Genomic DNA, 20,693 nt, shown 5'->3' with positions numbered 1-20,693 from the left:
TGCTGGCCTTCCTATCAGCATGTCGCTGACCACTGCGAGTGCAGCAAAAGCGCTGTGAGGGCGCACATTGAGGCGTTGATTAAGATGGGATTAATCACCAAAGAGAACCGTTTGGGTGTTAACAACGGCAAAGGTAACACCTCTAACCTGTATTACCTGACGCTGGATACCCCTGTGTTGTCAGAAAGCACAGCCCCCTGTGCCGTCAAAAAGCATAGCCCTATGCCGCCAAAAAGCACAGGGGTGTGCCAGCAGGAGGCACAGGGTATGCCGTCAGAAAGCACACCCCCTATGCCAGCAGGTGGCACCAGAACCAGTCACTCTTTTGAACCAGTCATTGAACCAAAAGAAAAACCCCCCATAGCCCCCCAGACTGAACAACCTGCGGCGGATACATCGGGCATGGCTGGGGAAGTGCTGGATTTCTTGAATTTTAAAATCAACGGCAGAACGCCAAAGCGCGTCGATACCCTGAGAGAAATTTGTGAGCGACTGTCGGAAGGCAACAGCGTCGAGGAGCTGAAACTGGTGGCAGAGCACCGCGCAAGCCTGTTGCTGAGCGACCCGACGAAGGGACACCTGCTCAGCGCCAAGATGATTTTTGACCCGGTACGTTTCAGCGGCTACCTGGCCGCGGCCACAACCTGGAATGTACAGCGCACTCGCAAAGCAGCAATGGCCGATGCAGTGGAGCAACAACGTCAGGATCCGCCTGTTGGTGATATCCCCGAGATAGATTTCGATGAGTCATTTGACCGCCTAATTCGTGATGCAGGTATGCCAGCGAACGCTGCAGAAAAACGAGCTCAGCAGCAGGTACGCAAAAACGGTTTCGGCAATGTTGACGAAAGTAAGGCCCGCCAGATGTGGCGTCCAATTTTAACCCGAGCATACGCAATGGCAGGAGCGTTGGCATGAGAGCAATAGTGAAATCTAATGTACAGCGCGATCTGGGCATCGCGATGATCAAAGCTGGTGGCGAGCTGCTCTCACACCTGACAGGCCGTGTTTTGGTATCAACACTGCCGGACGAGATGAAAGACCTCCCAGACGGGATTTTGCCGAAGGTAGAGCATGAGATAGCGAACGATCCGCGCCTGCAGTCTTTCTTCCAGCATGAGCGGGTTATTGGCGCTGCTGGTGGTATCAACGCAATGGAGGCTTGGGCAACGCGCTTTACGGGATGCCAGTACTGCGGAGACGAGCAGCCACGTCAACTGGAAACCCGTCGTTATGGTCATGCTGCAATGCGTATCTGCTGGGGCTGCGACAACAAGACTGACGGGCATATATCGCCAAAGCTTGATGCAATAGCGAACGTAAACATGGCTCGCTGGGTTGTTGAAACAGCGAAATGGCGGCTCAAGTCGGAAGGGCAACTGACAATTCCTGAGCTTATTTTGTGGGCGGCTATTTCCGGGGTAGTTGATCTGATCCCCAATGACGTATCAGCGCAAATACTTGGCTTGCCGAAACCGATTTTCGTATCAGGCCCGAAAAAGGAATCTGACATGCAGGTTGGCCCTGCACCTACAGAGGTTCTGACCAAAACGGCGATTAAAGTTTTCACTGTTGACCCAGAGCCGCCGAAAGCCTTCATGCTGCGTCCAAAACTGACCCGCGTCGAAGACAGCAAATGGACTCGTTGGGTTAAGTCGCAAACGTGCTGTTGTGGTTGTGGCCGCCGCGCTGATGATCCACACCACATTATCGGGCATGGACTGGGAGGTATGGGGACGAAACCCAGCGATTACCTGACAATCCCGTTAGCCCGTGACTGCCACCGGAAACTCCACGATAACCCGGATGCCTGGGAAGCAGAGCACGGCAGTCAGGCCGTATTGCTGGCCCAGTTCATGGAATATTCCTACGGCGTGGGAGCATTGGGATGAAGAGTTACAACATAGTCCCAATCCCAAAACCTCGACAGACACAAAAAGACCGGTGGGCCAAGCGCCCGCCAGTTCTCCGCTATCGGGCATTTTGCGACGAGGTGAGATTGCACCGTATATCGCTGCCTGAGAGCGGCTATCACGTGACGTTTGTATTACCCATGCCAGATAGCTGGAGCAAGAAGAAACGCGCCGAGATGGCCGGTAAGCCGCATCAGCAGAAGCCAGATAAAGACAATCTGGAAAAGGCGTTGCTGGATGCCATTTTTGAGGACGACTGCCGGATCTGGGACGGTCGAGTAACAAAGGTTTGGGGCGAAGTAGGCCAAATAATTATTGGAGAAATAGCATGAGACTTGAATCTATAGCGAGATATTTTTCACCAAAATCCCCCACACTGAACGACTCAACGCCCGCAACGGCCTCAGACTCATTAAGCATCAGCGATGTGATGGGGGCGCTGGGTATGTGTCAGGCCCAAGCAGAGTTTGGTTTTGCGGCGTTCCTCGGAAAGGTAGGCATCAGCGAAACGGACAAAGCGAAGGCAGTGGTTCTGCTTGCCAAGCACGCAATCACACGATGCGACCAGATCGCTGCAATCCGCAAGCTACCGAATGAGATAAAAGCCAGAGTAATTTTCACGCTAGCTGTGTTTGCCTTCCTGGATTATTCCCGTAGCGCTGCCAGTGAGGTTCCCTGTGATACCTGCGATGACGGGTTTATTGAGGAGACGAAATTTGTTATGAACCGCCTGGCAATTGCGCACGATGAAACGCCATATACTGAGCGTAGACAACTGCCTGAAGGCCTTATGCCAAAATTTACGGGTGATTTTAAGGGCGAGATGCGGGTGAAGTATGAGTATTACGACACGACTCGAAAGGTCTGCCCGAAATGCAACGGTAAGCAAATTATAAAAACGGCCTGCAATGATTGCCGAGGGCGCGGTGAAGCGCTCGACAAGGAAGAGTCAGAACGGCAGGGCGTACCAGTGCGGAAACCATGCAAACGTTGCTCGGGTCGCGGCTATGAACGCATGCCATCAACACAGGCGTACAGGGCGATCTCATGCATCACCCCCAGCATATCGTTGGATACCTGGAAAAAGTCTGTTAAGCCGTTCTATGACGAAATGATAACCCATTTAGAAATAGAAGAGTCCATGGCTGATGCTGCGTTAAAGGAGACAACAGAATAGTGAACTAAAAAATAGTGAGCAATATTATCGCGAGCTATTTACTTTTCCCGAAACTGTGGTAATTTCTTTCTAACGATGGGTATTATGCGCCTGACGTTGATTGGCCCGCCTTTGTGCGGGCTTTTTGCTTTCTGAAATCCTGACAAACCGCAGGACACTACAAAACATTTTAAGGCTGCCCTCGGGTGGCCTTTTCCGTCTTTAGCGCCCAATGCCTCACTCAATGACGTATGTCGCCTCGCATTCGCGGCGCTAATCCTTATCCATCACCCGGAGCCGGGACTAATCCCCGGAAGGGGGAGGTATGAGAACCATGCCGGAAAAAATTGCAGATAGCGCCACGCATGGGGGCTGGCTGATTGGCCTGCTTCTCGGGGCGATAAATTATTTTTCGCCCAGTGAGTGGATGGTGATCGGTATTTTCGTCGGCATTCTTAGCTCTGTTATTGGGTGTGTCGTCGGTGTTTGGTTTAGATGTCGGCGCGAGAAGTTGCTGAAAATGTACCTCATTGACCGCTCAAACAAGAATATCAGTGCGCGGGACGTAGACCTGATAGGGGGTGAGTAGTGGCATCGGCAAAAACCAAACTCAGTGCCGCCATGCTGGCGCTAATCGCTGCCGGCGCATCTGCCCCGGTGATGATGTCGCAGTTTCAGGATGAGAAGGAAGGTCAGCGGCAGACGGCCTATCAGGATGGTGTCGGTATCTGGACCATTTGCGGTGGGGTGACAATGGTCAGCGGCCAGAAGGTCGTTAAGGGCCAGCACCTGACCGCCGAGCAGTGCAAACAGATTGACGCAGCCGAGCAGAAAAAGGCGCTCGACTGGGTGGACCGCAACGTCAAGGTAACACTGACCGAGCCCCAGAAGGTCGGCATCGCCTCTTTCTGCCCGTGGAACATCGGTCCGGCAAAATGCTTCACCTCGACGTTCTACAAAAAACTGAATGCCGGTGACCGCATCGGCGCTTGTCGCGAAATTCGCCGCTGGATATACGACGGTGGCCGTGATTGCCGTATCCGCGCCAACAACTGCTACGGGCAGATAGTGCGGCGCGACCAGGAAGCCGAGCTGGCATGCTGGGGATTAGACAAATGAGCGGCGGGCTCTCAAAACTGGCCGGCGGGGGAATGCTTCTCCTGCTGGTGGCGTCAATCTGCCTGGGTGGTTACAGCTCACTTTTATCGCATCGACTGGAGCTGGCGCGGCAGCAGGTAGCAGAGCAGAAAAAAACGCTGGCGCAGCAGGCCGAACTGATCGCCACCATGCAGGCACAGGACGCCCGTAACCGCAAGCTGATGGCCGAACAGCAACAGAGAGAGCAGCAACTGCGCCAGCGGGGCGAAATTTACCAGAGGAAATATCAGGATGCGATCAAAAACAACAAATGTGCTGCTGAGCGCATGCCTGATGCTGTTCTTGAGCTCCTGCGCGGAACGGATACCAACGCCGCCAGCGCCAATAATTCTGTTACCCCCTGAGTCAGTATTTAAGCCATGCGAACAGCCAACACTGCAAGGCGATACATGGGGCGATGCTGGCAGCTATACGCTGCAACTTCAAACAGCACTATCAATCTGCGCCGGCCAGGTGGCCACGCTGAACCAGTGGCGTGCATCTGTAGGGAGATAATCATGGGAAGAAAAGCCCCAACACCACCTCCATATAAGCCAGGGGATAGGGTTGTGCGTCCAGCGCCTCCGCCCCCACCACCGAAACAAGGAAAAACGATGGCAACAATTATTCCAAAAGATGACAAGCCGAATGAAATCACCGTGACCGTCAATGTAGATTCCTCTGCGCTCGATCGGGTCGAAGAGCAGCTTTTGCGGATCTCTTCCTTGGGGAAGAAAGCACAGCTGTCTGAACCGCTCGTGCTGACAGTTGAGCAGATTGAGGAGCTTGCACGTTTCGCGGCAGAAGACGGACAGCCGTCATACACCATTACCACCGGTACCATTCCAGCATTTGAGGCTGAGGATGGTCAGAATATTGCGGAGTACAACGGCTTGATCGCCTACTCGGACTCGGAAGAGCACGGCGTTTTGCAGTTGGCTTGAATTTATAAAATTCTGCAAAAGGCATTCTCTGAGTGCCTTTGACAGAATAAATACACTGAATCTTCGCGTGGTGCTCAACTGCATCGCCGAGGTTATATCCAACGAACCAGCAGGAAGTTCTATATGAGCGAAGCTAAACCGCAAGATGCCAGCACAGTGAAGGGATACCGCACCTTGACCGCTGACGATATTGAGCAAATGAATAGTCTGAAAGATATCAGTCGTAATTTTTGCGAACAACTCGACATCGAACGCACACACCTCTCGCTGGAGACGGTAGAGGCTGGTTCCCCGGAAGATGACAATCGCAGGGAGGCTATGCGCTGTCTGGCTATTGCCCGCACCAAGATGCAGGAAGCCTGCATGTGGGGTTGTCGTGCAGTGGCTCGTCCGGATGCGGATTGTTAATAGGCATTACAGGTGGCATTCACTGAGTGCCACTGATAATGCTGATGTATAATCCTCCCCAATAGGAGGATCTCATGTCATACAATCTCGGCAATCTGCCAAAAGAAGAAATGGATAAAGTGAACGTTGACCTCGCTGCGTCAGGCGTTGCTTACAAAGAGCGCATGAACATGCCGGTGATAGCGATGCAGGTAGAGAATGAACAGCCAGCGCACCTGCGCGAATACTTCCGCGAGCGCGTGGCTCACTACAGAGAGGTGAGCAAAAGGCTACCAACAGGCTCATCAGCGGTTTATCAGCAAATGGCAGAGGCCAACGGCAAGAAATAACACAACCCGCTCCGGCGGGTTTTTTAATGTATGAAGCCATCAACCTACATCAGCGGGCCGGTGGCTTTTTTATTACCACTACCAATAAGAGAAACCACCATGTACACACTGAAAATTGTCACTGCTAACCGAAACGAAATCATCTATGCCGTTGATTCCATCGAATGGAAGCGGGTAGAGAAAACAATCTATGGTGATACCAGCACCGGCGAGCCATTGAAGCTTACCCTTATGCCTGGTGATACTGCCTATCTGGCCAACAGCAACAACCGAACGGTTGCGACGTACACCAACCCAGTAGCGCAAAGCGAGGGCACCGCGTGAAAGAGCCGAGGATATACGGTAGCAAGTGGGATAAGGCACGCCGGGCATTCCTCCAACAAAACCCGCTGTGTGTCATGTGCGCACAGCAGGGACGAACGGTAGCCGCCGTTGTTGTTGACCATATCGAACCGCATAAGCTGAAGGATGCGATTAAGTCAGGCAACTCAGCAGCGGTAGCGAAGGCGCAGAAGCTGTTCTGGGACAAGAAGAACTGGCAGGGCCTATGTACCCCTCACCACAGCGGCACAAAGCAGCGGATGGAGAAGAGCGGCACGGTCATCGGATGTGATGCCGACGGTATGCCGCTCGATCCTAACTCGCACTGGAGTAAGTGATGACGCAAGACCAACAAACGTTACTGATGTTCAAGGGCCTGATTGCTTCGCTATCAGAAGAAAGCCAGGCGAAGGTGAAGGAAGCCGAGGAAAGGTTGCGGGACGTGCTGCGCAGTTACCCTGACGGTGAGGCTATGGTGGCCTTCGGTTTCATCGGTGCCGAGCTTCAAACGGGTGGTATGGAAACGATTGAAAAGTGAAATGATTGCAAGTGCAATGATAATGATTCGCATCAATCGAGGGGGGAGGGGAAAACTTCAAACCCTTTGCTCCGAATGACCTATCACCGTCCTTTCTGTGCACAACCGCGAAATGAAAAGTTTTTTTCTGGGTGATTTTTCAATCATTTTAAAATGGTTTCATGTGCAATCATTTTCCGTTTAATCAATAAATTTTCGCCGTCTGATGGGAGGTTTCTATGGCCGGTCGTCGCCCGAAACCGACCAAATTAAAATTGGTGACCGGCAATCCGGGCAAAAGAAAACTTAATGATAATGAGCCGCAACCCGCCCGCGAAATTCCCAGCCCTCCCTCTCACCTTACTGATTGGGGGAAGACTGCCTGGGGGCGGATGACCGTTCTTCTCGATGGTATGGGCGTTTTGACCGTTGCAGATACTTTTGCACTTGAGCGCCTGTGCGATATCTATGCTGACATCCTCCAGCTCCGAAACACGATCACCGATGAGGGCCGCACCTATACGGTTCAGACTGAGGGCGGTTTTCTGATTAAGGCCAACCCGGCCGTATCCATGCTGGCAGACGCCGATCGGCGATTTAAAAGTTATTTGGTGGAGTTTGGTCTGACGCCGGCCGCCAGGTCAAAGGTGCAAGTCAATGGTGGAGAAAAAGAAGAAGACCCGCTCAACCAGTTCTTCGGTTGATCCCGCAACCCAATACGCAATGGACGTAACTTCGGGTAAAGAGCTTGCTGGGCCTGATATTCGTAATGCTTGCGCCAGACACCTGCGTGATCTGGAACATGGCCCGGCACGCGGGCTGGCATGGGATGCAGATTCCGCTCAGCGGGCAATAGATTTCTTTTCGAAAGTGCTCAAGCTGAACGGTGGTGAGCATGAAGGTCAATCCTTTATTCCGTTAGCCTGGCAGTGCTTCGTCATTGGTTCCATTTTTGGATGGAAGAACAGCGACGGATATCGGCGCTTTCGAATGGTTTACGTTGAGTCTGGTAAAGGATCGGGTAAATCCCCGCTGGCGGGAGGTGTCGGGTTGTACTGCCTGGTTGCTGACAAAGAGCCTCGCGCTGAAGTCTACGCAGCGGCCACCAAAAAAGACCAGGCGATGATCCTTTTCCGTGATGCTGTTGCAATGGTTGACCAATCGCCCGCGTTATCACAACGGATAGATAAGTCAGGCGGTACCGGGAAGGAGTGGAACCTGGCATTTGTTCAGACAGGTTCGTTTTTCCGTCCAATAAGTTCCGACGATGGCCAGTCTGGCCCGCGCCCACACTGCGCACTGATCGATGAGGTACACGAGCACAAAAGCAACCAGGTTGTTGAGATGATGCGTGCGGGGACGAAAGGTCGCCGGCAAGCGCTCATTTTCATGATAACCAACAGCGGCCACGATAAAACGAGCGTCTGCTACGACTATCACGAATATGGTCGGAAGATTGCGGCTGGAATGGAAGAGGATGACAGCTTCTTCAGTTTCATTTGCTCCCTTGATGAAGGCGATGATCCTTTCAAGGATGAGTCGTGCTGGAAGAAGGCCAACCCGTCACTGGGCCACACATTCAACGAGCGATATCTGCGTGAACAGGTTACCCAGGCACGCGGAATGCCAGGCAAAGAAAGCATTGTCCGCCGGCTTAACTTTTGCCAGTGGGTTGATGCGGCTAACCCGTGGATGGGTAGCGATGTCTGGATGGGGTGCGAGTCTGATTTTGACCCGGACGAGATGATCGGGGAGGAGTGTTACGGCGGGCTTGACCTGTCAGGGACGCGAGATTTAACCGCGCTTGCGCTTTATTTTCCGAAGCGTAAGCGGTTGATGGTCGAGTTCTGGACGCCGAAAGAAACGTTGCTTCACCGTGCTAAAACTGACCGTGTTCCGTATGACATGTGGGAAAAGAAAGGTTTTATTTTCTCAACGCCGGGTAATGCGGTGAAGTACGGATTCGTTGCCGAGCGGATCGCCGACTTGGCCCTCCGATTTCACATCAAAGCGATTGCCTTCGACCAATACCGAATCAAATACCTGGAGCCAGAACTGGAAGAGGCTGATGTGAGCGTGCCACTTATTCAGCATGGGCAGGGTTTCTACAAGGCGGCCGATTCTGGGTTGTGGATGCCGCACTCTATCGAGCTGTTTGAAGGGCTACTGGATGACAAGGAGGTTAAGATTTTGACTAACCCTTGTCTGCGCTGGAATGCAGCCTCGGCGGTTATAGAAACGGATCAGAAGAACAACAGAATATTTGCGAAGAAAAAAAGCACCGGTCGAATAGATGGTGTGGTTGCGTCAGCAATGGCCATTGGGGCAGCTGATGGGGAGGTTGAGGACGATTTCAACCTGGATGATTTCCTTTCCAGACCGTTGAGTATGTGATGGCAGAAAATAATTACAGTATTGACCTGCGCACCAATAACGGCTGGTGGGCGCGTGCGGCGTCGTGGTTCGTGGGCGGACGCCTGGTCACCCCTAATCAGGGATCGCAAACTGGCCCGGTGTCCGCTGGCGGCTCTCTCGGTGATTCCGTTATTACCGATGAACGGATATTACAAATATCTACCGTGTGGCGATGCGTTAGCCTGATATCGACGCTGACCGCCTGCCTACCGCTGGACGTGTTCGAAACCAGTAAGGCAGATAACCGAACCAAAGTGGGGCTGGATAATTCTCTGGCCCGCCTGCTGCGGTATTCACCTAACCCCTACATGACCTCGCAGGAGTTTCGCGAGGCAATGACCATGCAGCTGTGTTTCTACGGCAACGCCTATGCGCTGATCGAGCGTAATGGGCTGGGCGACGTAATTAGCCTGATCCCGTTGCAGTCGGCAAATATGGATGTGCTGCTGGAAGGTAAGCAAATTGTCTACAAGTACCAACGCGATCATGAATTCGCCCGCTTTAAACAGCGCGACATATTTCACCTGAAAGGGTTTGGCTTCAATGGCCTGGTGGGGCTGTCGCCTATCGCCCATGCGGCCAAATCTGGCGGCGTTGCCGTAGCGATGGAAGACCAACAGAGAGATTTTTACGCCAATGGCGCCAAGTCTCCGAAAATCCTCTCGGTTGGTGACCGGGTGATGACGAAAGAACAGCGCGATCAGGTCGAGGAGAACTTTAAGGAAATTGCCGGTGGGCCGGTGAAAAAACGTTTGTGGATATTGGAGGCAAACTTTACGGCTCACGATATCGGTGTTAGCCCGCAAGACGCCGAAACAATGGCCTCCCGCAAATTTCAGGTCAGCGAGCTGGCGCGTTTCTTTGGCGTACCGCCGCACCTTGTCGGCGACGTTGAAAAATCGACGTCATTTGGTACCGGCCTTGAACAGCAGAACCTCGGTTTTCTTCAGTACACCTTGCAGCCATATATCACGCGCTGGGAGCAGTGTATTCAGCGCTGGATTGTGAAGCCGGCTGATTTGGGGCGTTACCACGCCGAACACAATCTCGATGGGTTGTTGCGTGGTGATTCTGCATCGCGTGCCACCTTCATGAAAGCAATGGGGGATGCAGGCTTGCGAACAATTAACGAAATGCGGCGCCTGGATAACTATCCGCCGTTACCGGGTGGAGACGTCGCTATGCGGCAATCGCAAAACGTACCACTCACCGATTTAGGCAAAGAACCCCGCGAAAGCGGGGTTTAGTTTTTTAGGGGGCTTTGATGCCAGACATTAAAAAAACGCTGTCCTTTGAAGAGACGGAAATCAAATTTCTTGGGGACGGTACGCAGGGCATTTTCGAGGGCTATGCGTCCGTGTTCGGCAATGTCGATTCAGATGGCGACATTATCCTCGCTGGCGCATTCAAAAACACCCTGCAAACCCAAACCCGCAAAGTGGCGATGTTCTTCAACCACCGCGCCTGGGAGCTGCCTGTCGGTAAGTGGGATGCGTTGCAGGAAGACACGAAAGGTTTATTTGTCCGTGGGCAACTCACCCCAGGGCATAGCGGTGCCAGCGACCTGAAAGCAGCCATGCAGCATGGCACCGTTGAGGGGATGTCCGTCGGTTTCTCCGTGACCAAAGACGATTACTCGCTGGCAGCAAATGGCGGACGCATTTTCAAAAACATTACGGCGCTGAGAGAGATCAGCGTGTGCACCTTCCCGGCAAACGAACAGGCCGGGATATCGGCGATGAAGAGCATCGACGGTATCGAAACTATTCGTGATGTTGAGAACTGGCTGAGGGACTCAGTGGGTTTAAGCAAATCACAGGCAGTGGGGCTTATTGCCCGGTTTAAGTCGGCTGTTCGGAGTGAGTCCGAAACTGACGAAAACAAAACAGATATCTCTGCGCTGATCGAGCGCATTAGTTCATTCCCTCAATCATTAGGAAAATAACATGTCCGAATTAGCCCAAATTCAAAAGGCGATCGAAGATTCGCAGAAAAACATGACCCAGCTTTTCGATGCTCAGAAAAAAGAGATTGAAGAGACGGGCCGTGTGTCCAAACAACTGCAGGACGATCTGGTCAAGGTTCAAGAGGAACTGACTAAATCCGGCACCCGCCTGTTCGATCTGGAGCAAAAAGGCGGCGCAGGCGCTGAAGACCCAGACGCCAAGAAAGACTTTTCCGAGCGTGCCGCAGAAGGTCTGATTAAGACCTGGAACGGCAGCACAGGTTCCTTTGAAGCGAAGACCTTCAACAAATCCCTGGGGAGTGATGCCACCTCTGCCGGCTCGCTGATCCAGCCGATGCAGGTACCGGGTATTGTTGCGCCGGGCCTTCGCCGTTTGGTTATCCGTGACCTGCTGGCGCAGGGACGTATTTCCAGTAACTCACTGGAATATGTGCGTGAAAAGCTGTTCACCAACAGCGCCAAGCCGGTGAAAGAGAAGGCGCAGAAGCCGGAATCTGACCTGACCTTCGAAAAGCAAACGGCGAACGTGAAAACCATTGCCCACTGGGTGCAGGCATCCCGTCAGGTGATGGACGATGCGCCCATGCTGCAATCCTACGTCAATAACCGTTTGATGTACGGGCTGGCGCTGGTGGAAGAAGACCAGTTGCTTAACGGCGACGGTTCCGGGGATAACCTGACCGGCATCAATGCGGTAGCAACCGCCTATGACACTGCGCTGAATGTGGCCGGTGACACCAAAGCGGACATGATCGCCCATGCGATCTTCCAGGTCACCGAGTCAGAATTTAGCGCCTCGGGCATCATCCTGAACCCGCGTGACTGGCATAACATTGCCCTGCTGAAAGACGGTGAAGGCCGCTATATCTTCGGCGGGCCGCAAGCGTTCACCAGTAACATCATGTGGGGTTTGCCGGTTGTTCCTACCCGCGCCCAAACGGCGGGCACCTTCACCGTGGGTGGTTTTGACCTGGCCTCTCAGGTCTGGGATCGCATGGATGCCACCGTTGAAGTGAGCCGCGAAGACCGTGACAACTTCGTGAAAAACATGCTGACCATTCTGTGTGAAGAGCGCCTGGCGCTGGCGCACTACCGCCCATCAGCGCTGATCAAAGGTAGCTTCACACCGCCGGCTGGCGGCTAATAACCACTGTGGAGAGGGCGGTGTTTGCCGCCCTGATTAATTATGGCGATTGTTGTCACTGATGTAGTCCAGATCGAGGAGCTCCGCCAGCATATCGAATTTGATGGAGACGACCGCGACGCGCTGATCAAGCGCTATGCGCAAGCCGCGTTGAATTATTGTTTGCGTTGGTGCGATGACCCACGATGGAAGGTTGCAACAGATATTCCGGAGCCGGTTGTATCAGCGATGTTGTTGGTGTTCGGTGATCTGTTTGAGCACCGCACCAGCCAGAGCGAGATACAGCTTTATGCCAATGCGGCCGCAGAGAATTTAATGTGGTCATGTCGAAATTGGCGCGGCGTGGAACCGGTGGAGGAGGAACCATAATGGAACCTGGGCGCTTCAGGCATCGGATCATGATCCAGAATTTCGAAACCGTTGAGTTGCCATCCGGGCAAGAAAAAGAAGTCTGGGTTGATGTGGCTATCAACAAAATTCCCGCCGAAGTAAAAGCCATCAGCGGCCGTGAGTTGATGGCCTCCAGCGCGGAGAAGTCAGAGGCAACCGTACGCATCTGGATGCGCTACCGAGACGATGTGTCCAGCGCTTCCCGTGTGGTTTTTCGTGGATTGGCCTACGAGATTGAATCTGCCCTGCCGGATGTTCGCCTGACGCGCCTGGAGCTACTTTGCAAAACGGGGGTGAAGCTATGATCGGCGGGAAACTGGATTTCTCCGGCCTTCTGGACTTATCAAAAGAGCTGGAAGTGTTAAGCAAAGCGGAAAGCGGCAACGTTTTACGACAGGCCACCCGTGCTTCTGCTGCGGTGTTCCGTGATGAAGCGCGACGCCTGGCCCCTAAGCGAACCGGCAAGCTGGCCAGAAACATTGTGGTAGTGAGTCAGCGTGGCCGTCAGGGTGAGGCCGTCGCAGGTGTTCATGTGCGAAGCAAGGGTAAGGCCAGTAATCGCAATAATGCTTTCTACTGGCGCTTTGTTGAATTGGGAACGTCTGACATGGTGGCGATCCCGTTTATTCGTCCCGCCTATGACGGCAAACAGGAGGTGGCAGTTCAGGCCGCGTTCGACAAAGCCAACGCCGCTATCGACAAGGTGCTATCCAAATGACTGAAGCCGATATCAAACCCCTGCTGAAACCACTGGTTGGCGGGCAGGCATACCCTTATGTCGTCAAACTGACAGCCGAGGGTAAGCCGGCAGTGAGTCCCCCGTGGATCGTGTATTCGCTGCCCAGCGAGGATTCGGCAGATGTGTTTTGCGGCACGGCGGAAACTGCTGTGATGGTTCAGGTCGATGTCTATGCCGATACCGTGGATGAGGCGACGGCTATCCGAGCGTTAGCGCAGGAAGCGATCAAACCTCTGGCACCGGCGGAGATGCGGGCCTTTAAAGATTATGAACCCGCATGTAGCGCGGCGAAATATTTTGCATAGATTTGCGGTTAATTATGCATAGCTATAAAAGTGGATTTTGCATAATGCAAAATATATCGCAATGATTGTGATTGAGAATGACCGGGTCTGTAATAGACCCGGTATGGCTTTGGTTATAAGGATGTTTGATAGAAATGGTAGTACAACCACAAGTCACTGAGATTGGAAGCCAGGTATGGAATGTTAGTCCCAGGCCGACCGTTTACGTCCTCCGACGTAACATTACTGAATCCATAAAATCGACCAGGATAACCGGGGCGCGGGCCAAACTCCGCCTTGAATGCCTCAGCAAGCGAAATAGCGGCGTTTACTGTTGACTGTCGGTTATCCATCAGCAATACAGCCATAGCCCAGGCCACGGTAGGTGGTTGGCCGCGACGCGCCTCAGACCAGCAATAGTCAAGCTCTCGCAGAGCACCTGCGCCGGACGTGGCCCTCAGTAACAGATTCACGTTGTCAATTGGCGGATCCTTACGGCCAACCAGCTTGTAAGCGAATGCAGCGAAATAGGCAATCCACGACTGGTACGGTAGCCACAAATCAGCAGCCGGTGATGCGTTCTGGCTGTCCGTTACGATGCCAGGTATGAGCTGGTAAACCGTTGCCAGGCGATTTAAGACGCCGGCGAACGTATTTTTGTACACGTCGCCGGAATCTAACCCCGCATAAAGCGCCAGCCCCAGCACGCGCATACCCATTGCGTTTGCGTTGCCAACGTCAGTCTGGAACTTGCCATGCAAGGGAATGCCGCCGATTGTGTTGTAGCGGTCAACCATCGCGTCAGCAAAGTTTTTAATTCCCGCTTTCAACTCCGCAATCGCTGCGGTGTCATTTTCTTTCACCGCCGTAAAATACATCCACTGCAAGGGAGGAATGACGCATGTCGCCGCGAATTCAAGCCCATAGCGTTCTGACAGGTAATTATCGCCGAGGTTTGCCAGCGGGCCAAAGTTCGCGTTCAGGTAATTTTTAAAGTCACCGAACAGCTTCTGGAATGTGCTGTTTTTGTGACGGATAAATTTAATAATCTCTGTCGTGTATGGCCGGTGATACGACGTTTTTGTCCCGCCCTTGCCGACATAGTAGTCATAGTAATCAGGCATCTTTGCAGCGTCGTCCCAGAATTCGAGAATAGACTCAGACAGCTCTGCGAGTTCGGGCAAAATCTGTTTTCGCTTAAGCCCTGGGTAAGCGGCAGCACCCAGGAAACCGACAGGACGATTGAAGACTTCGATAGCCACATTACGCGGGCTATCCTGCCTTTCATTGCAGTCGATCCAGAACTCAAACGGCCATGCCCAATTTTTCTCAACAGGCCAGTTTAGGAAGCTGCTGTCATTGACAGAGGTATATCGCCAACCGGCATACATCTGGACACCACCACTACCGACACCACCGGCAGAGGCGGTCAGGGGCCGATTGGGACCATACTGTGTGCCATTGCGGTGCGTATCACCGCAGGCGCGAACGACGGCCAATGACATTGGCGTGGTGAACGTTCCCGCCGCAGGTGTCAGCGCCGTTTTGTACTTGTCGTCCGCGACAAACGTCGTATCCCCCGTCTGCAGACGAATATCGAATCCGTACAATTTACCAACAGGAATTTCCTTCATCGCATTGCACATGCCGTAAATCTGAACCTGTCCAGACTTGAAGAAGCGGTAACGTATCCGGAGTTTTAACGATCCGGCCTCTATCCCGTATTTTTCTGAGTTATAAACAATGACTTCAACCTCAGAGAATACGGGCCCCGTGCTGACAAGGCGCACCAAGGGTTTGAATGAAAACCGGGTCAGGTCTGACGCACCGTTTAACATACCGGCAAACGTCGCAAAATGGCTCATGCCATGTACAACGCCGCTTTTGTCTACAATCGCGCCCAGCATGAAATTACTGCTGTCACGGAAACGGAAGGTGTTGTCGCCGACGGTAATATCATAACCGTCACTAACGTGTCGTAATTGCGGGTAAGCTCCATGTGTTTGCTGCGCGGTATGGGCATTCAGCTGTACATAGAGTTGCTTCCCCGCCGCAATATCAGCGTTGAAGAATACCGCCCCCGATTTCAACGAACCATCGTCATATTTGCCGATATCCAACTGCTTGCGCAGGTTGGTATGGTATTCCCCCGCAAACTGACAATCGATGTTGTTTCCTTTCTCATCGAGTAACACAAGGCATTCAGACGAGGGGGCCTCTCCCTGTTCAAAGGTCACCTTTAATTCAACCGGATAATGGGTAAAATCAAGCCCGGTGTTGTTCGTTACGTCAGCAATCTTGCGAGTGTATTTATCCTCTGGGGAAAATTTCATTTTTTTGCGCTGACGTATTGTGGCGGCAACACCCACATCACCGGCAACATCAACAGTATACGCGCCTGGAGGGACGATAATATCAAACTGATTTTCACGTAATACATACGATCTGTATGTATCTGAATATGCCATCATCAGAGCGCCGTTTAACATGGTCGCAATGTATGCCAGAACGCCCGATGCATTACCCTCATAACCCGCATTCACAACATCCGTTAAAACAACAAGAAATTGCATGATATTCTTGCTGGCGTGGGCGGATATACAGGAAACCGTCTCAGATGTTAACACTTCCGCGTAAGATGGCTTGAACGCCCCCGATGTGTCGATAACCCGAAATCTGTTTTTTTCGTTAATCACATTAAAATTAGCAGGCAACGTATAACGTACACGTGCGTAGCGCTCGGTTAGCTCGGAGAACTCATTCAGCGTTAAATCGGATAAATAAAACGGCTGAAAGTTAGACGATATTACACCATTTGAATATTGTGTGTGATTTGGAAGATACCAGCGCTTCGTGAAAGCAGGTGATGACACTTGAGAAAATTGGATCGTACTCAAAAATGCATCGTGGGTATTCACATCCGTAATTCTAATTAAAGATGTGTCATTTATTTTAATCGACCCAACTTCATTGAAATCAACTGACGATACAATCTCAGTGTATAGCTCGCTTTGCAAATAGCTGACATTGGCTAACTCATCCTGCAATGAATTGATATCGTTGATACCTGGGAGTTCGCTTATGCCAAGGGGGACACCATTGTTATTTATGTAGTATTTAAACCCTTTACCTACGCCTAATCCTACACGGAATGCATGACCGATTGGCGTCTTAGCCATACCTGAGATAGTTCCATCAGGGTCTGATTCAGATATGTAGAATGTGTACTCTCTATAATCAGACATTGACTCCATAGACGTCTTTAAGAATTGAGTTCTATTGGCTAGCTGTGTGGCTTGCAAGTTCGCAATACCGCCAGAACCTCCGACAGCCTTATCATCATGTTCGAGCTGATAAATTTTTTCTTCCCAGCCTGGTGTTTCTGGTAAATTAGCCATTTTTATTCCTTTGGCGCTTCTGGCCATTCAATATCTGCTGGTTTGGATATGTCGACACGATTTAAGGCAACACGATATGCCATCCACTCGTTTAGCTGTGACAATTCGATATCTGTGGCAATGCGAAGTTCTTTGGCGTCCTGTAACGGTGCCATAGCCTTTGCCGCCAAATCAAGCAGAGAGGATTTTGCTTTTTTTGAAATTTGCTCCCTTTCTGCCTGCGAAATTTCGCGAGGTATAATATCGCCATTTTTAAATACCCAATTTCCGAAAATGTCACATCCTTCTGGTAATGAGTCTATTTCAACAACAGTCATTCCTACTGGATAAAGGCGGGAGGTATCCTCGCTGATACTGCGAATGACACCTGTATCATTATCAATCGCCAGGCTGAACTTCTTGGTGAATTTAGGCAGCGACTTGAACCAGTCATTACCCTCTGCATCAATAAAATATTGGATACCTTCACCGTTGAATAGCTCGTCAGGAACATAACGCTGTAAATTTACTAGTTTCATATTATCAACCTTCAATTGTTACCCAGCCACCGCCACGAAAAATCTGTAATGGACGATATAAAGCCACGCCAACCTGATTGCCTTCATTTCCATTGCCGCCGGTTAAGACACACCCTGCAGGAGCCTCAACCAAGCCGCCATCCATTGTCATAGAGCCTTGAGCGCCACGAAGTACACGACTGATAGTATTATTACTCAACCAATCACGTAAATATCCGCCCCAGATAGGGCCGGATATATTGCCATCAGCGTAGGCACGGCAACTCCCTGCACTCCAAGTTATTTCCCCACCTGCATTTACTTCACCTACAGACTCAATTTTCCCCTGTGCGGTTATGCGTCCATTGACTCCGAAACCAATTCCATTATTCGAGTCATGCTCAAGGAACATCCCCCATGCGCCAGCTGAAGAGATAGTCCACTCCATAACGGACAGTCGGTTTACTGAACCAAATATACCCACTTCGATATTTCCTTGGCTTCCATTGTTCGCTGACCAAACAATAGAATTGGGTACGAGTGTTTTACCTGTTGGCTCTAAAATCCAATAGCTACCGCCGGTTGATGAGTTACTTCCAGACTTAAAAACCAACCGGTGCCCGTTATTTGTTGGTTCTGAATAGATAGCGGTTTTATCTACAGTTCCCGCAGCGTTAGCGAATACTAAACCTGCGTTTCCTTCACTATGAACACGCAAGCCACTATCTTGACCGATAAAAGCAGGTGCTTTAGCAGTTCCCGTCAATGCCCCGCCTGTAAGTGGCAGATATTTGTCGGAAACAGTACCTGTGAAAAGCTTTTGGATAGCCAATAAAACTTGATTAGGCTTAGTTCCATCAGGAAGCATTCCAGCCTCAGCCAACACTGCTGTTAATTCTTTCTGTATGTCACGAGTCGCCGCTTGCTGGTTATTCAGATGTAGTGCAGTAACAATCGTGCCTTGAGTTCCCTGAGAAGGATTGCCTTCGTGAAACAATCCATCCTCAGTATTAATAGGGGGCATTAGAGTTTGCATGATTAATCCTCTGTTGTGTCCTGGATATAATTTTGCATTGAAAATGACGTAGCGCCATCAAAGGAAAATGAACCGTCATAGTATGGTGCTCGCAAGCGATCAACGTTATATGCAAAATAACAAAATGAGTGAGCCGGCTTTAGGTCATTCAATGTGGTTTCTAAAATATCATCACCAAACGACATTAGACTTTCACCCGCCGCTGATGCTCCAGCCCTGAAACGGTAGGCTTTTTGGTTTGAATTAAATACATTGACCCGCCATATCCAAATACTGTCTTCGGAATACAACGGTTCTCCAGTTCGATTGACCCCAGCTCTGAATGGCTCCAATTCATCAATAGTGATGGTATAACCGATACTTTCAGCCAGGCGAATAAAGTACGGAATGCTGAGACCACCAAATTCTCGCAGCTTAATGAGCACCCGTTCGCGGCGTTCTTGATAGGTGCTATTGGCCCCTGGCGTAATGCCAACCACACGCTCCCAATCCGCGATTAAATCAGCAGCAAAAAACGGTGTTACTCCGTTCAATACCTTTTGCGCGTAAAGTGCGGTTTTATCCAACACGTTGCCTTCTGCCAGCAACTCGGCGGATAGATTAGGTTGTGCAGCGCTGTAACTGTCCTGTGGCAGTAATAGCGCCAATAACGTGTTATAGCTCATAACAAATCTACCGTGATATCACCGACACGCAGCCATTCAACAGCAGTTTCATCGACCGCAGGAGCGACATTGCCAGGAGGATCAACAATCACTTGGTCAATGATGCCGGCAATCAACGATATCTGCGTACCAGCCTGGCTACGAACAAAAGTCGCCCCTGGCTCTAATCGGCCGACAAAATCAGTCAGCACCTTTTTAATTTGAATGGTGGCATCATCAATATTTAGACCGCTTAACGACACTTTAACGTCAATATTAAAGGTCTTAATTGTTGGCATGAGCACCAAAGAATTTTTAGCCGTCACCGGCCGTACATCGTCTATATGTGTCTGGGCGCGTTCTACAACCTCGGCAGAGGGCAAGCCATCGGATGAGGTGATCACAACGTCAACCGTTCCTAACCCTCGACGCAGCGGGTAAACATAAGCGGAGGTCACACCAGGAACCTCAAGTGCCCAGCGCTTATAGTCGTATTTATTGCCGCCGGCTGGCGGGCGGCGGATCAACTCCAGCAGGCGAGCGAGCAGCTCCGAGTCGGACTCGCGGTCAGTTCCGCCCCCCATCACGCCGATAATCACGGTACTATCAAAACCCTCCGGCGTTGTCGTTAACATGCCGGACATTACAGTGGTGGTATTACCTGCAGCGCCGGCAACGGATGTACGTGCAGTAACCGTGGCTTTGCCTTCACTATTGAGTATGGCCTCAGTAGTGGTCGTCCAGGTCGCGCCATCACGCGTGATGGCTAGCCCGGCAGAAGCCTTTGCACCTGGTTCGCCTGTCAGAGATACTGGCCCCGAGGCGGTGTTAGCAGCCTTGCGGGTGATGCCGCGAGTTCTGCAATGGAGTTCCAGATACTCGGTATCGGCGGTGTCAGGGAAAATCTGACGAACAATCCAACCCTGATCGCGGTAGATACCCTCGGCGCAACTGGCCACTGACGAGGCGCGGATGTAATAGTCACTGTCCTTGCCAATGTTGGCATCGGGCAGTTGGTTGCGGATATCACGCAATAAATCTTCGCGAATCGCCTCAATGACAGGGGTAATGTGCGGCATCAGATAACCCTCACAGGATGATTAAAGGTTTCGGATTGCCCGCTGGCACTCACTACGACAATCGCCAGCACAAGCCAACCAGGCTGAGGGCGGCTTGCTGTAACTGTGATACTGGTAGCGCGGCTGTCATCAATGATGGGCTGTAATGCCTGTTCACTGTATTGCACCGCCAGCTTGTTGACGCGGGACACATCTTTTTCACGCTTTAGCGTGTACAGCAAAGAGCCCAGCATTGGATCAGCCCAGTAGGAACCGAGCGGTGTCATGAGGCGTAAATAAACAGCATTTGCCAGCGCAGTGCGCTGGCCTGAATAATCGCCGGTGAGTGGATCAATGAGCATTTCCATGCCGCAATAGTGACGGCATGGCTGGGAAT

The 20,693-nt window shown here is 51.6% G+C and carries 29 protein-coding genes; 23 read left to right on the top strand and 6 right to left on the bottom strand.

Going from position 1 to position 20,693, the window contains the following annotated elements; all coding sequences use genetic code 11:
• The 23 genes from AC2FC2_RS24495 to gp17 all read left to right on the top strand — a co-directional run.
• A partial coding sequence (locus AC2FC2_RS24495; protein WP_490660044.1) for a helix-turn-helix domain-containing protein occupies positions 1-918 on the top strand: 918 nt, incomplete at its 5' end.
• The gene (locus AC2FC2_RS24490) at positions 915-1,892 is read left to right on the top strand and encodes a DUF968 domain-containing protein (protein ID WP_490660043.1); all 978 of its coding nucleotides are present in this window, start codon (positions 915-917) and stop codon (positions 1,890-1,892) included. The genes AC2FC2_RS24495 and AC2FC2_RS24490, both read left to right, overlap by 4 nt.
• Entirely contained in the window at positions 1,889-2,245 is a 357-nt protein-coding gene (locus AC2FC2_RS24485) for a RusA family crossover junction endodeoxyribonuclease (protein ID WP_490660042.1), read from the top strand. The genes AC2FC2_RS24490 and AC2FC2_RS24485 overlap by 4 nt, the downstream gene beginning before the upstream one ends.
• On the top strand, positions 2,242-3,090 hold the full coding sequence (locus AC2FC2_RS24480) for an antitermination protein (protein ID WP_490660041.1): 849 nt from the start codon (positions 2,242-2,244) through the stop codon (positions 3,088-3,090). Before AC2FC2_RS24485 ends, AC2FC2_RS24480 begins: the two co-directional genes overlap by 4 nt.
• Before the next feature lie 304 nt (positions 3,091-3,394).
• Positions 3,395-3,658 (top strand): phage holin, encoded by a 264-nt coding sequence (locus AC2FC2_RS24475; protein ID WP_490660040.1) that lies wholly within the window; start codon positions 3,395-3,397, stop codon positions 3,656-3,658.
• A complete protein-coding gene (locus tag AC2FC2_RS24470; protein ID WP_262016976.1) occupies positions 3,658-4,188 on the top strand; it encodes a lysozyme in 531 nt (176 codons plus the stop codon). Before AC2FC2_RS24475 ends, AC2FC2_RS24470 begins: the two co-directional genes overlap by 1 nt.
• Positions 4,185-4,571: a DUF2570 family protein gene (locus AC2FC2_RS24465; RefSeq protein ID WP_262016977.1), complete on the top strand. Its 387-nt coding sequence runs from the start codon at positions 4,185-4,187 to the stop codon at positions 4,569-4,571. Before AC2FC2_RS24470 ends, AC2FC2_RS24465 begins: the two co-directional genes overlap by 4 nt.
• A complete protein-coding gene (gene lysC, locus AC2FC2_RS24460; RefSeq protein ID WP_490660039.1) occupies positions 4,459-4,722 on the top strand; it encodes an Rz1-like lysis system protein LysC in 264 nt (87 codons plus the stop codon). Before AC2FC2_RS24465 ends, lysC begins: the two co-directional genes overlap by 113 nt.
• Before the next feature lie 227 nt (positions 4,723-4,949).
• Positions 4,950-5,150 carry a hypothetical protein gene (locus AC2FC2_RS24455; RefSeq protein WP_262016984.1) on the top strand — a complete coding sequence of 67 codons (201 nt, stop codon included), beginning with the start codon at positions 4,950-4,952 and terminating at the stop codon, positions 5,148-5,150.
• A 123-nt stretch (positions 5,151-5,273) separates the two neighbouring features.
• Complete coding sequence (locus tag AC2FC2_RS24450; RefSeq protein ID WP_490660038.1) at positions 5,274-5,558, top strand: Acb2/Tad1 domain-containing protein; 285 nt, start codon at positions 5,274-5,276, stop codon at positions 5,556-5,558.
• Between the two features lie 74 nt (positions 5,559-5,632).
• A complete protein-coding gene (locus AC2FC2_RS24445; protein WP_064798900.1) occupies positions 5,633-5,887 on the top strand; it encodes a DNA polymerase III subunit theta in 255 nt (84 codons plus the stop codon).
• 30 nt (positions 5,888-5,917) lie between these two features.
• Positions 5,918-6,211, top strand: a complete 294-nt coding sequence (locus tag AC2FC2_RS24440; protein ID WP_490660037.1) for a hypothetical protein — start codon at positions 5,918-5,920, stop codon at positions 6,209-6,211.
• Entirely contained in the window at positions 6,208-6,546 is a 339-nt protein-coding gene (locus AC2FC2_RS24435) for an HNH endonuclease signature motif containing protein (protein WP_490660036.1), read from the top strand. Before AC2FC2_RS24440 ends, AC2FC2_RS24435 begins: the two co-directional genes overlap by 4 nt.
• Complete coding sequence (locus AC2FC2_RS24430) at positions 6,546-6,746, top strand: hypothetical protein (RefSeq protein ID WP_182825084.1); 201 nt, start codon at positions 6,546-6,548, stop codon at positions 6,744-6,746. The genes AC2FC2_RS24435 and AC2FC2_RS24430 overlap by 1 nt, the downstream gene beginning before the upstream one ends.
• A 218-nt stretch (positions 6,747-6,964) precedes the next feature.
• Positions 6,965-7,429, top strand: coding sequence for a phage terminase small subunit P27 family (locus AC2FC2_RS24425; RefSeq protein WP_037431317.1), 465 nt, complete (start codon positions 6,965-6,967; stop codon positions 7,427-7,429).
• The gene (locus AC2FC2_RS24420) at positions 7,383-9,119 is read left to right on the top strand and encodes a terminase large subunit (protein ID WP_490660035.1); all 1,737 of its coding nucleotides are present in this window, start codon (positions 7,383-7,385) and stop codon (positions 9,117-9,119) included. The genes AC2FC2_RS24425 and AC2FC2_RS24420 overlap by 47 nt, the downstream gene beginning before the upstream one ends.
• The gene (locus AC2FC2_RS24415; protein WP_490660034.1) at positions 9,119-10,387 is read left to right on the top strand and encodes a phage portal protein; all 1,269 of its coding nucleotides are present in this window, start codon (positions 9,119-9,121) and stop codon (positions 10,385-10,387) included. Before AC2FC2_RS24420 ends, AC2FC2_RS24415 begins: the two co-directional genes overlap by 1 nt.
• A 17-nt stretch (positions 10,388-10,404) precedes the next feature.
• Positions 10,405-11,085, top strand: a complete 681-nt coding sequence (locus AC2FC2_RS24410) for an HK97 family phage prohead protease (protein WP_182825090.1) — start codon at positions 10,405-10,407, stop codon at positions 11,083-11,085.
• Between the two features lies 1 nt (position 11,086).
• Positions 11,087-12,250, top strand: a complete 1,164-nt coding sequence (locus tag AC2FC2_RS24405) for a phage major capsid protein (protein WP_261139710.1) — start codon at positions 11,087-11,089, stop codon at positions 12,248-12,250.
• Between the two features lie 42 nt (positions 12,251-12,292).
• The gene (locus AC2FC2_RS24400) at positions 12,293-12,619 is read left to right on the top strand and encodes a head-tail connector protein (protein ID WP_261139708.1); all 327 of its coding nucleotides are present in this window, start codon (positions 12,293-12,295) and stop codon (positions 12,617-12,619) included.
• The gene (locus tag AC2FC2_RS24395) at positions 12,619-12,945 is read left to right on the top strand and encodes a phage head closure protein (protein WP_116690139.1); all 327 of its coding nucleotides are present in this window, start codon (positions 12,619-12,621) and stop codon (positions 12,943-12,945) included. Before AC2FC2_RS24400 ends, AC2FC2_RS24395 begins: the two co-directional genes overlap by 1 nt.
• Complete coding sequence (locus AC2FC2_RS24390; RefSeq protein WP_116690140.1) at positions 12,942-13,358, top strand: HK97-gp10 family putative phage morphogenesis protein; 417 nt, start codon at positions 12,942-12,944, stop codon at positions 13,356-13,358. The genes AC2FC2_RS24395 and AC2FC2_RS24390 overlap by 4 nt, the downstream gene beginning before the upstream one ends.
• On the top strand, positions 13,355-13,684 hold the full coding sequence (gene gp17 / locus AC2FC2_RS24385) for a tail completion protein gp17 (protein ID WP_490660033.1): 330 nt from the start codon (positions 13,355-13,357) through the stop codon (positions 13,682-13,684). Before AC2FC2_RS24390 ends, gp17 begins: the two co-directional genes overlap by 4 nt.
• Positions 13,685-13,797: 113 nt before the next feature.
• On the opposite strand, the gene AC2FC2_RS24380 is transcribed toward gp17, so the two are convergent.
• The 6 genes from AC2FC2_RS24380 to AC2FC2_RS24355 are packed head-to-tail and all read right to left on the bottom strand — an operon-like array spanning position 13,798 to position 20,664.
• Positions 13,798-17,061, bottom strand: coding sequence for a hypothetical protein (locus tag AC2FC2_RS24380; RefSeq protein ID WP_490660032.1), 3,264 nt, complete (start codon positions 17,059-17,061; stop codon positions 13,798-13,800).
• 2 nt (positions 17,062-17,063) lie between these two features.
• Positions 17,064-17,579 carry a tail fiber assembly protein gene (locus tag AC2FC2_RS24375; RefSeq protein ID WP_490660031.1) on the bottom strand — a complete coding sequence of 172 codons (516 nt, stop codon included), beginning with the start codon at positions 17,577-17,579 and terminating at the stop codon, positions 17,064-17,066.
• Positions 17,580-17,583: 4 nt separating this feature from the next.
• Positions 17,584-18,594 (bottom strand): hypothetical protein, encoded by a 1,011-nt coding sequence (locus AC2FC2_RS24370; RefSeq protein WP_490660030.1) that lies wholly within the window; start codon positions 18,592-18,594, stop codon positions 17,584-17,586.
• 2 nt (positions 18,595-18,596) lie between these two features.
• Entirely contained in the window at positions 18,597-19,259 is a 663-nt protein-coding gene (locus tag AC2FC2_RS24365; protein ID WP_490660029.1) for a YmfQ family protein, read from the bottom strand.
• The gene (locus AC2FC2_RS24360) at positions 19,256-20,317 is read right to left on the bottom strand and encodes a baseplate J/gp47 family protein (RefSeq protein WP_490660028.1); all 1,062 of its coding nucleotides are present in this window, start codon (positions 20,315-20,317) and stop codon (positions 19,256-19,258) included. The genes AC2FC2_RS24365 and AC2FC2_RS24360 overlap by 4 nt, the downstream gene beginning before the upstream one ends.
• The gene (locus AC2FC2_RS24355; RefSeq protein ID WP_060423531.1) at positions 20,317-20,664 is read right to left on the bottom strand and encodes a phage GP46 family protein; all 348 of its coding nucleotides are present in this window, start codon (positions 20,662-20,664) and stop codon (positions 20,317-20,319) included. The genes AC2FC2_RS24360 and AC2FC2_RS24355 overlap by 1 nt, the downstream gene beginning before the upstream one ends.
• Positions 20,665-20,693 lie beyond the last annotated feature (29 nt).

The organism is Serratia sp. CoH_122_TC_1 (assembly GCF_058191755.1).
Note: the sequence above shows the minus strand (reverse complement) of the source record. Positions and strands in the feature narration are given on the sequence as shown.

Excerpts from the sequence above, each read along its gene's own strand:
- AC2FC2_RS24490 (WP_490660043.1), top strand. The coding sequence starts at position 915 with ATGAGAGCAATAGTGAAATCTAATGTACAGCGCGATCTGGGCATCGCG.
- AC2FC2_RS24485 (WP_490660042.1), top strand. The coding sequence starts at position 1,889 with ATGAAGAGTTACAACATAGTCCCAATCCCAAAACCTCGACAGACACAA.
- AC2FC2_RS24480 (WP_490660041.1), top strand. The coding sequence starts at position 2,242 with ATGAGACTTGAATCTATAGCGAGATATTTTTCACCAAAATCCCCCACA.
- AC2FC2_RS24475 (WP_490660040.1), top strand. The coding sequence starts at position 3,395 with ATGAGAACCATGCCGGAAAAAATTGCAGATAGCGCCACGCATGGGGGC.
- AC2FC2_RS24465 (WP_262016977.1), top strand. The coding sequence starts at position 4,185 with ATGAGCGGCGGGCTCTCAAAACTGGCCGGCGGGGGAATGCTTCTCCTG.
- lysC (WP_490660039.1), top strand. The coding sequence starts at position 4,459 with ATGCGATCAAAAACAACAAATGTGCTGCTGAGCGCATGCCTGATGCTG.
- AC2FC2_RS24450 (WP_490660038.1), top strand. The coding sequence starts at position 5,274 with ATGAGCGAAGCTAAACCGCAAGATGCCAGCACAGTGAAGGGATACCGC.
- AC2FC2_RS24445 (WP_064798900.1), top strand. The coding sequence starts at position 5,633 with ATGTCATACAATCTCGGCAATCTGCCAAAAGAAGAAATGGATAAAGTG.
- AC2FC2_RS24440 (WP_490660037.1), top strand. The coding sequence starts at position 5,918 with ATGAAGCCATCAACCTACATCAGCGGGCCGGTGGCTTTTTTATTACCA.
- AC2FC2_RS24430 (WP_182825084.1), top strand. The coding sequence starts at position 6,546 with ATGACGCAAGACCAACAAACGTTACTGATGTTCAAGGGCCTGATTGCT.
- AC2FC2_RS24425 (WP_037431317.1), top strand. The coding sequence starts at position 6,965 with ATGGCCGGTCGTCGCCCGAAACCGACCAAATTAAAATTGGTGACCGGC.
- AC2FC2_RS24420 (WP_490660035.1), top strand. The coding sequence starts at position 7,383 with ATGGTGGAGAAAAAGAAGAAGACCCGCTCAACCAGTTCTTCGGTTGAT.
- AC2FC2_RS24415 (WP_490660034.1), top strand. The coding sequence starts at position 9,119 with ATGGCAGAAAATAATTACAGTATTGACCTGCGCACCAATAACGGCTGG.
- AC2FC2_RS24410 (WP_182825090.1), top strand. The coding sequence starts at position 10,405 with ATGCCAGACATTAAAAAAACGCTGTCCTTTGAAGAGACGGAAATCAAA.
- AC2FC2_RS24405 (WP_261139710.1), top strand. The coding sequence starts at position 11,087 with ATGTCCGAATTAGCCCAAATTCAAAAGGCGATCGAAGATTCGCAGAAA.
- AC2FC2_RS24400 (WP_261139708.1), top strand. The coding sequence starts at position 12,293 with ATGGCGATTGTTGTCACTGATGTAGTCCAGATCGAGGAGCTCCGCCAG.
- AC2FC2_RS24395 (WP_116690139.1), top strand. The coding sequence starts at position 12,619 with ATGGAACCTGGGCGCTTCAGGCATCGGATCATGATCCAGAATTTCGAA.
- AC2FC2_RS24390 (WP_116690140.1), top strand. The coding sequence starts at position 12,942 with ATGATCGGCGGGAAACTGGATTTCTCCGGCCTTCTGGACTTATCAAAA.
- gp17 (WP_490660033.1), top strand. The coding sequence starts at position 13,355 with ATGACTGAAGCCGATATCAAACCCCTGCTGAAACCACTGGTTGGCGGG.
- AC2FC2_RS24380 (WP_490660032.1), bottom strand. The coding sequence starts at position 17,061 with ATGGCTAATTTACCAGAAACACCAGGCTGGGAAGAAAAAATTTATCAG.
- AC2FC2_RS24375 (WP_490660031.1), bottom strand. The coding sequence starts at position 17,579 with ATGAAACTAGTAAATTTACAGCGTTATGTTCCTGACGAGCTATTCAAC.
- AC2FC2_RS24370 (WP_490660030.1), bottom strand. The coding sequence starts at position 18,594 with ATGCAAACTCTAATGCCCCCTATTAATACTGAGGATGGATTGTTTCAC.
- AC2FC2_RS24365 (WP_490660029.1), bottom strand. The coding sequence starts at position 19,259 with ATGAGCTATAACACGTTATTGGCGCTATTACTGCCACAGGACAGTTAC.
- AC2FC2_RS24360 (WP_490660028.1), bottom strand. The coding sequence starts at position 20,317 with ATGCCGCACATTACCCCTGTCATTGAGGCGATTCGCGAAGATTTATTG.
- AC2FC2_RS24355 (WP_060423531.1), bottom strand. The coding sequence starts at position 20,664 with ATGGAAATGCTCATTGATCCACTCACCGGCGATTATTCAGGCCAGCGC.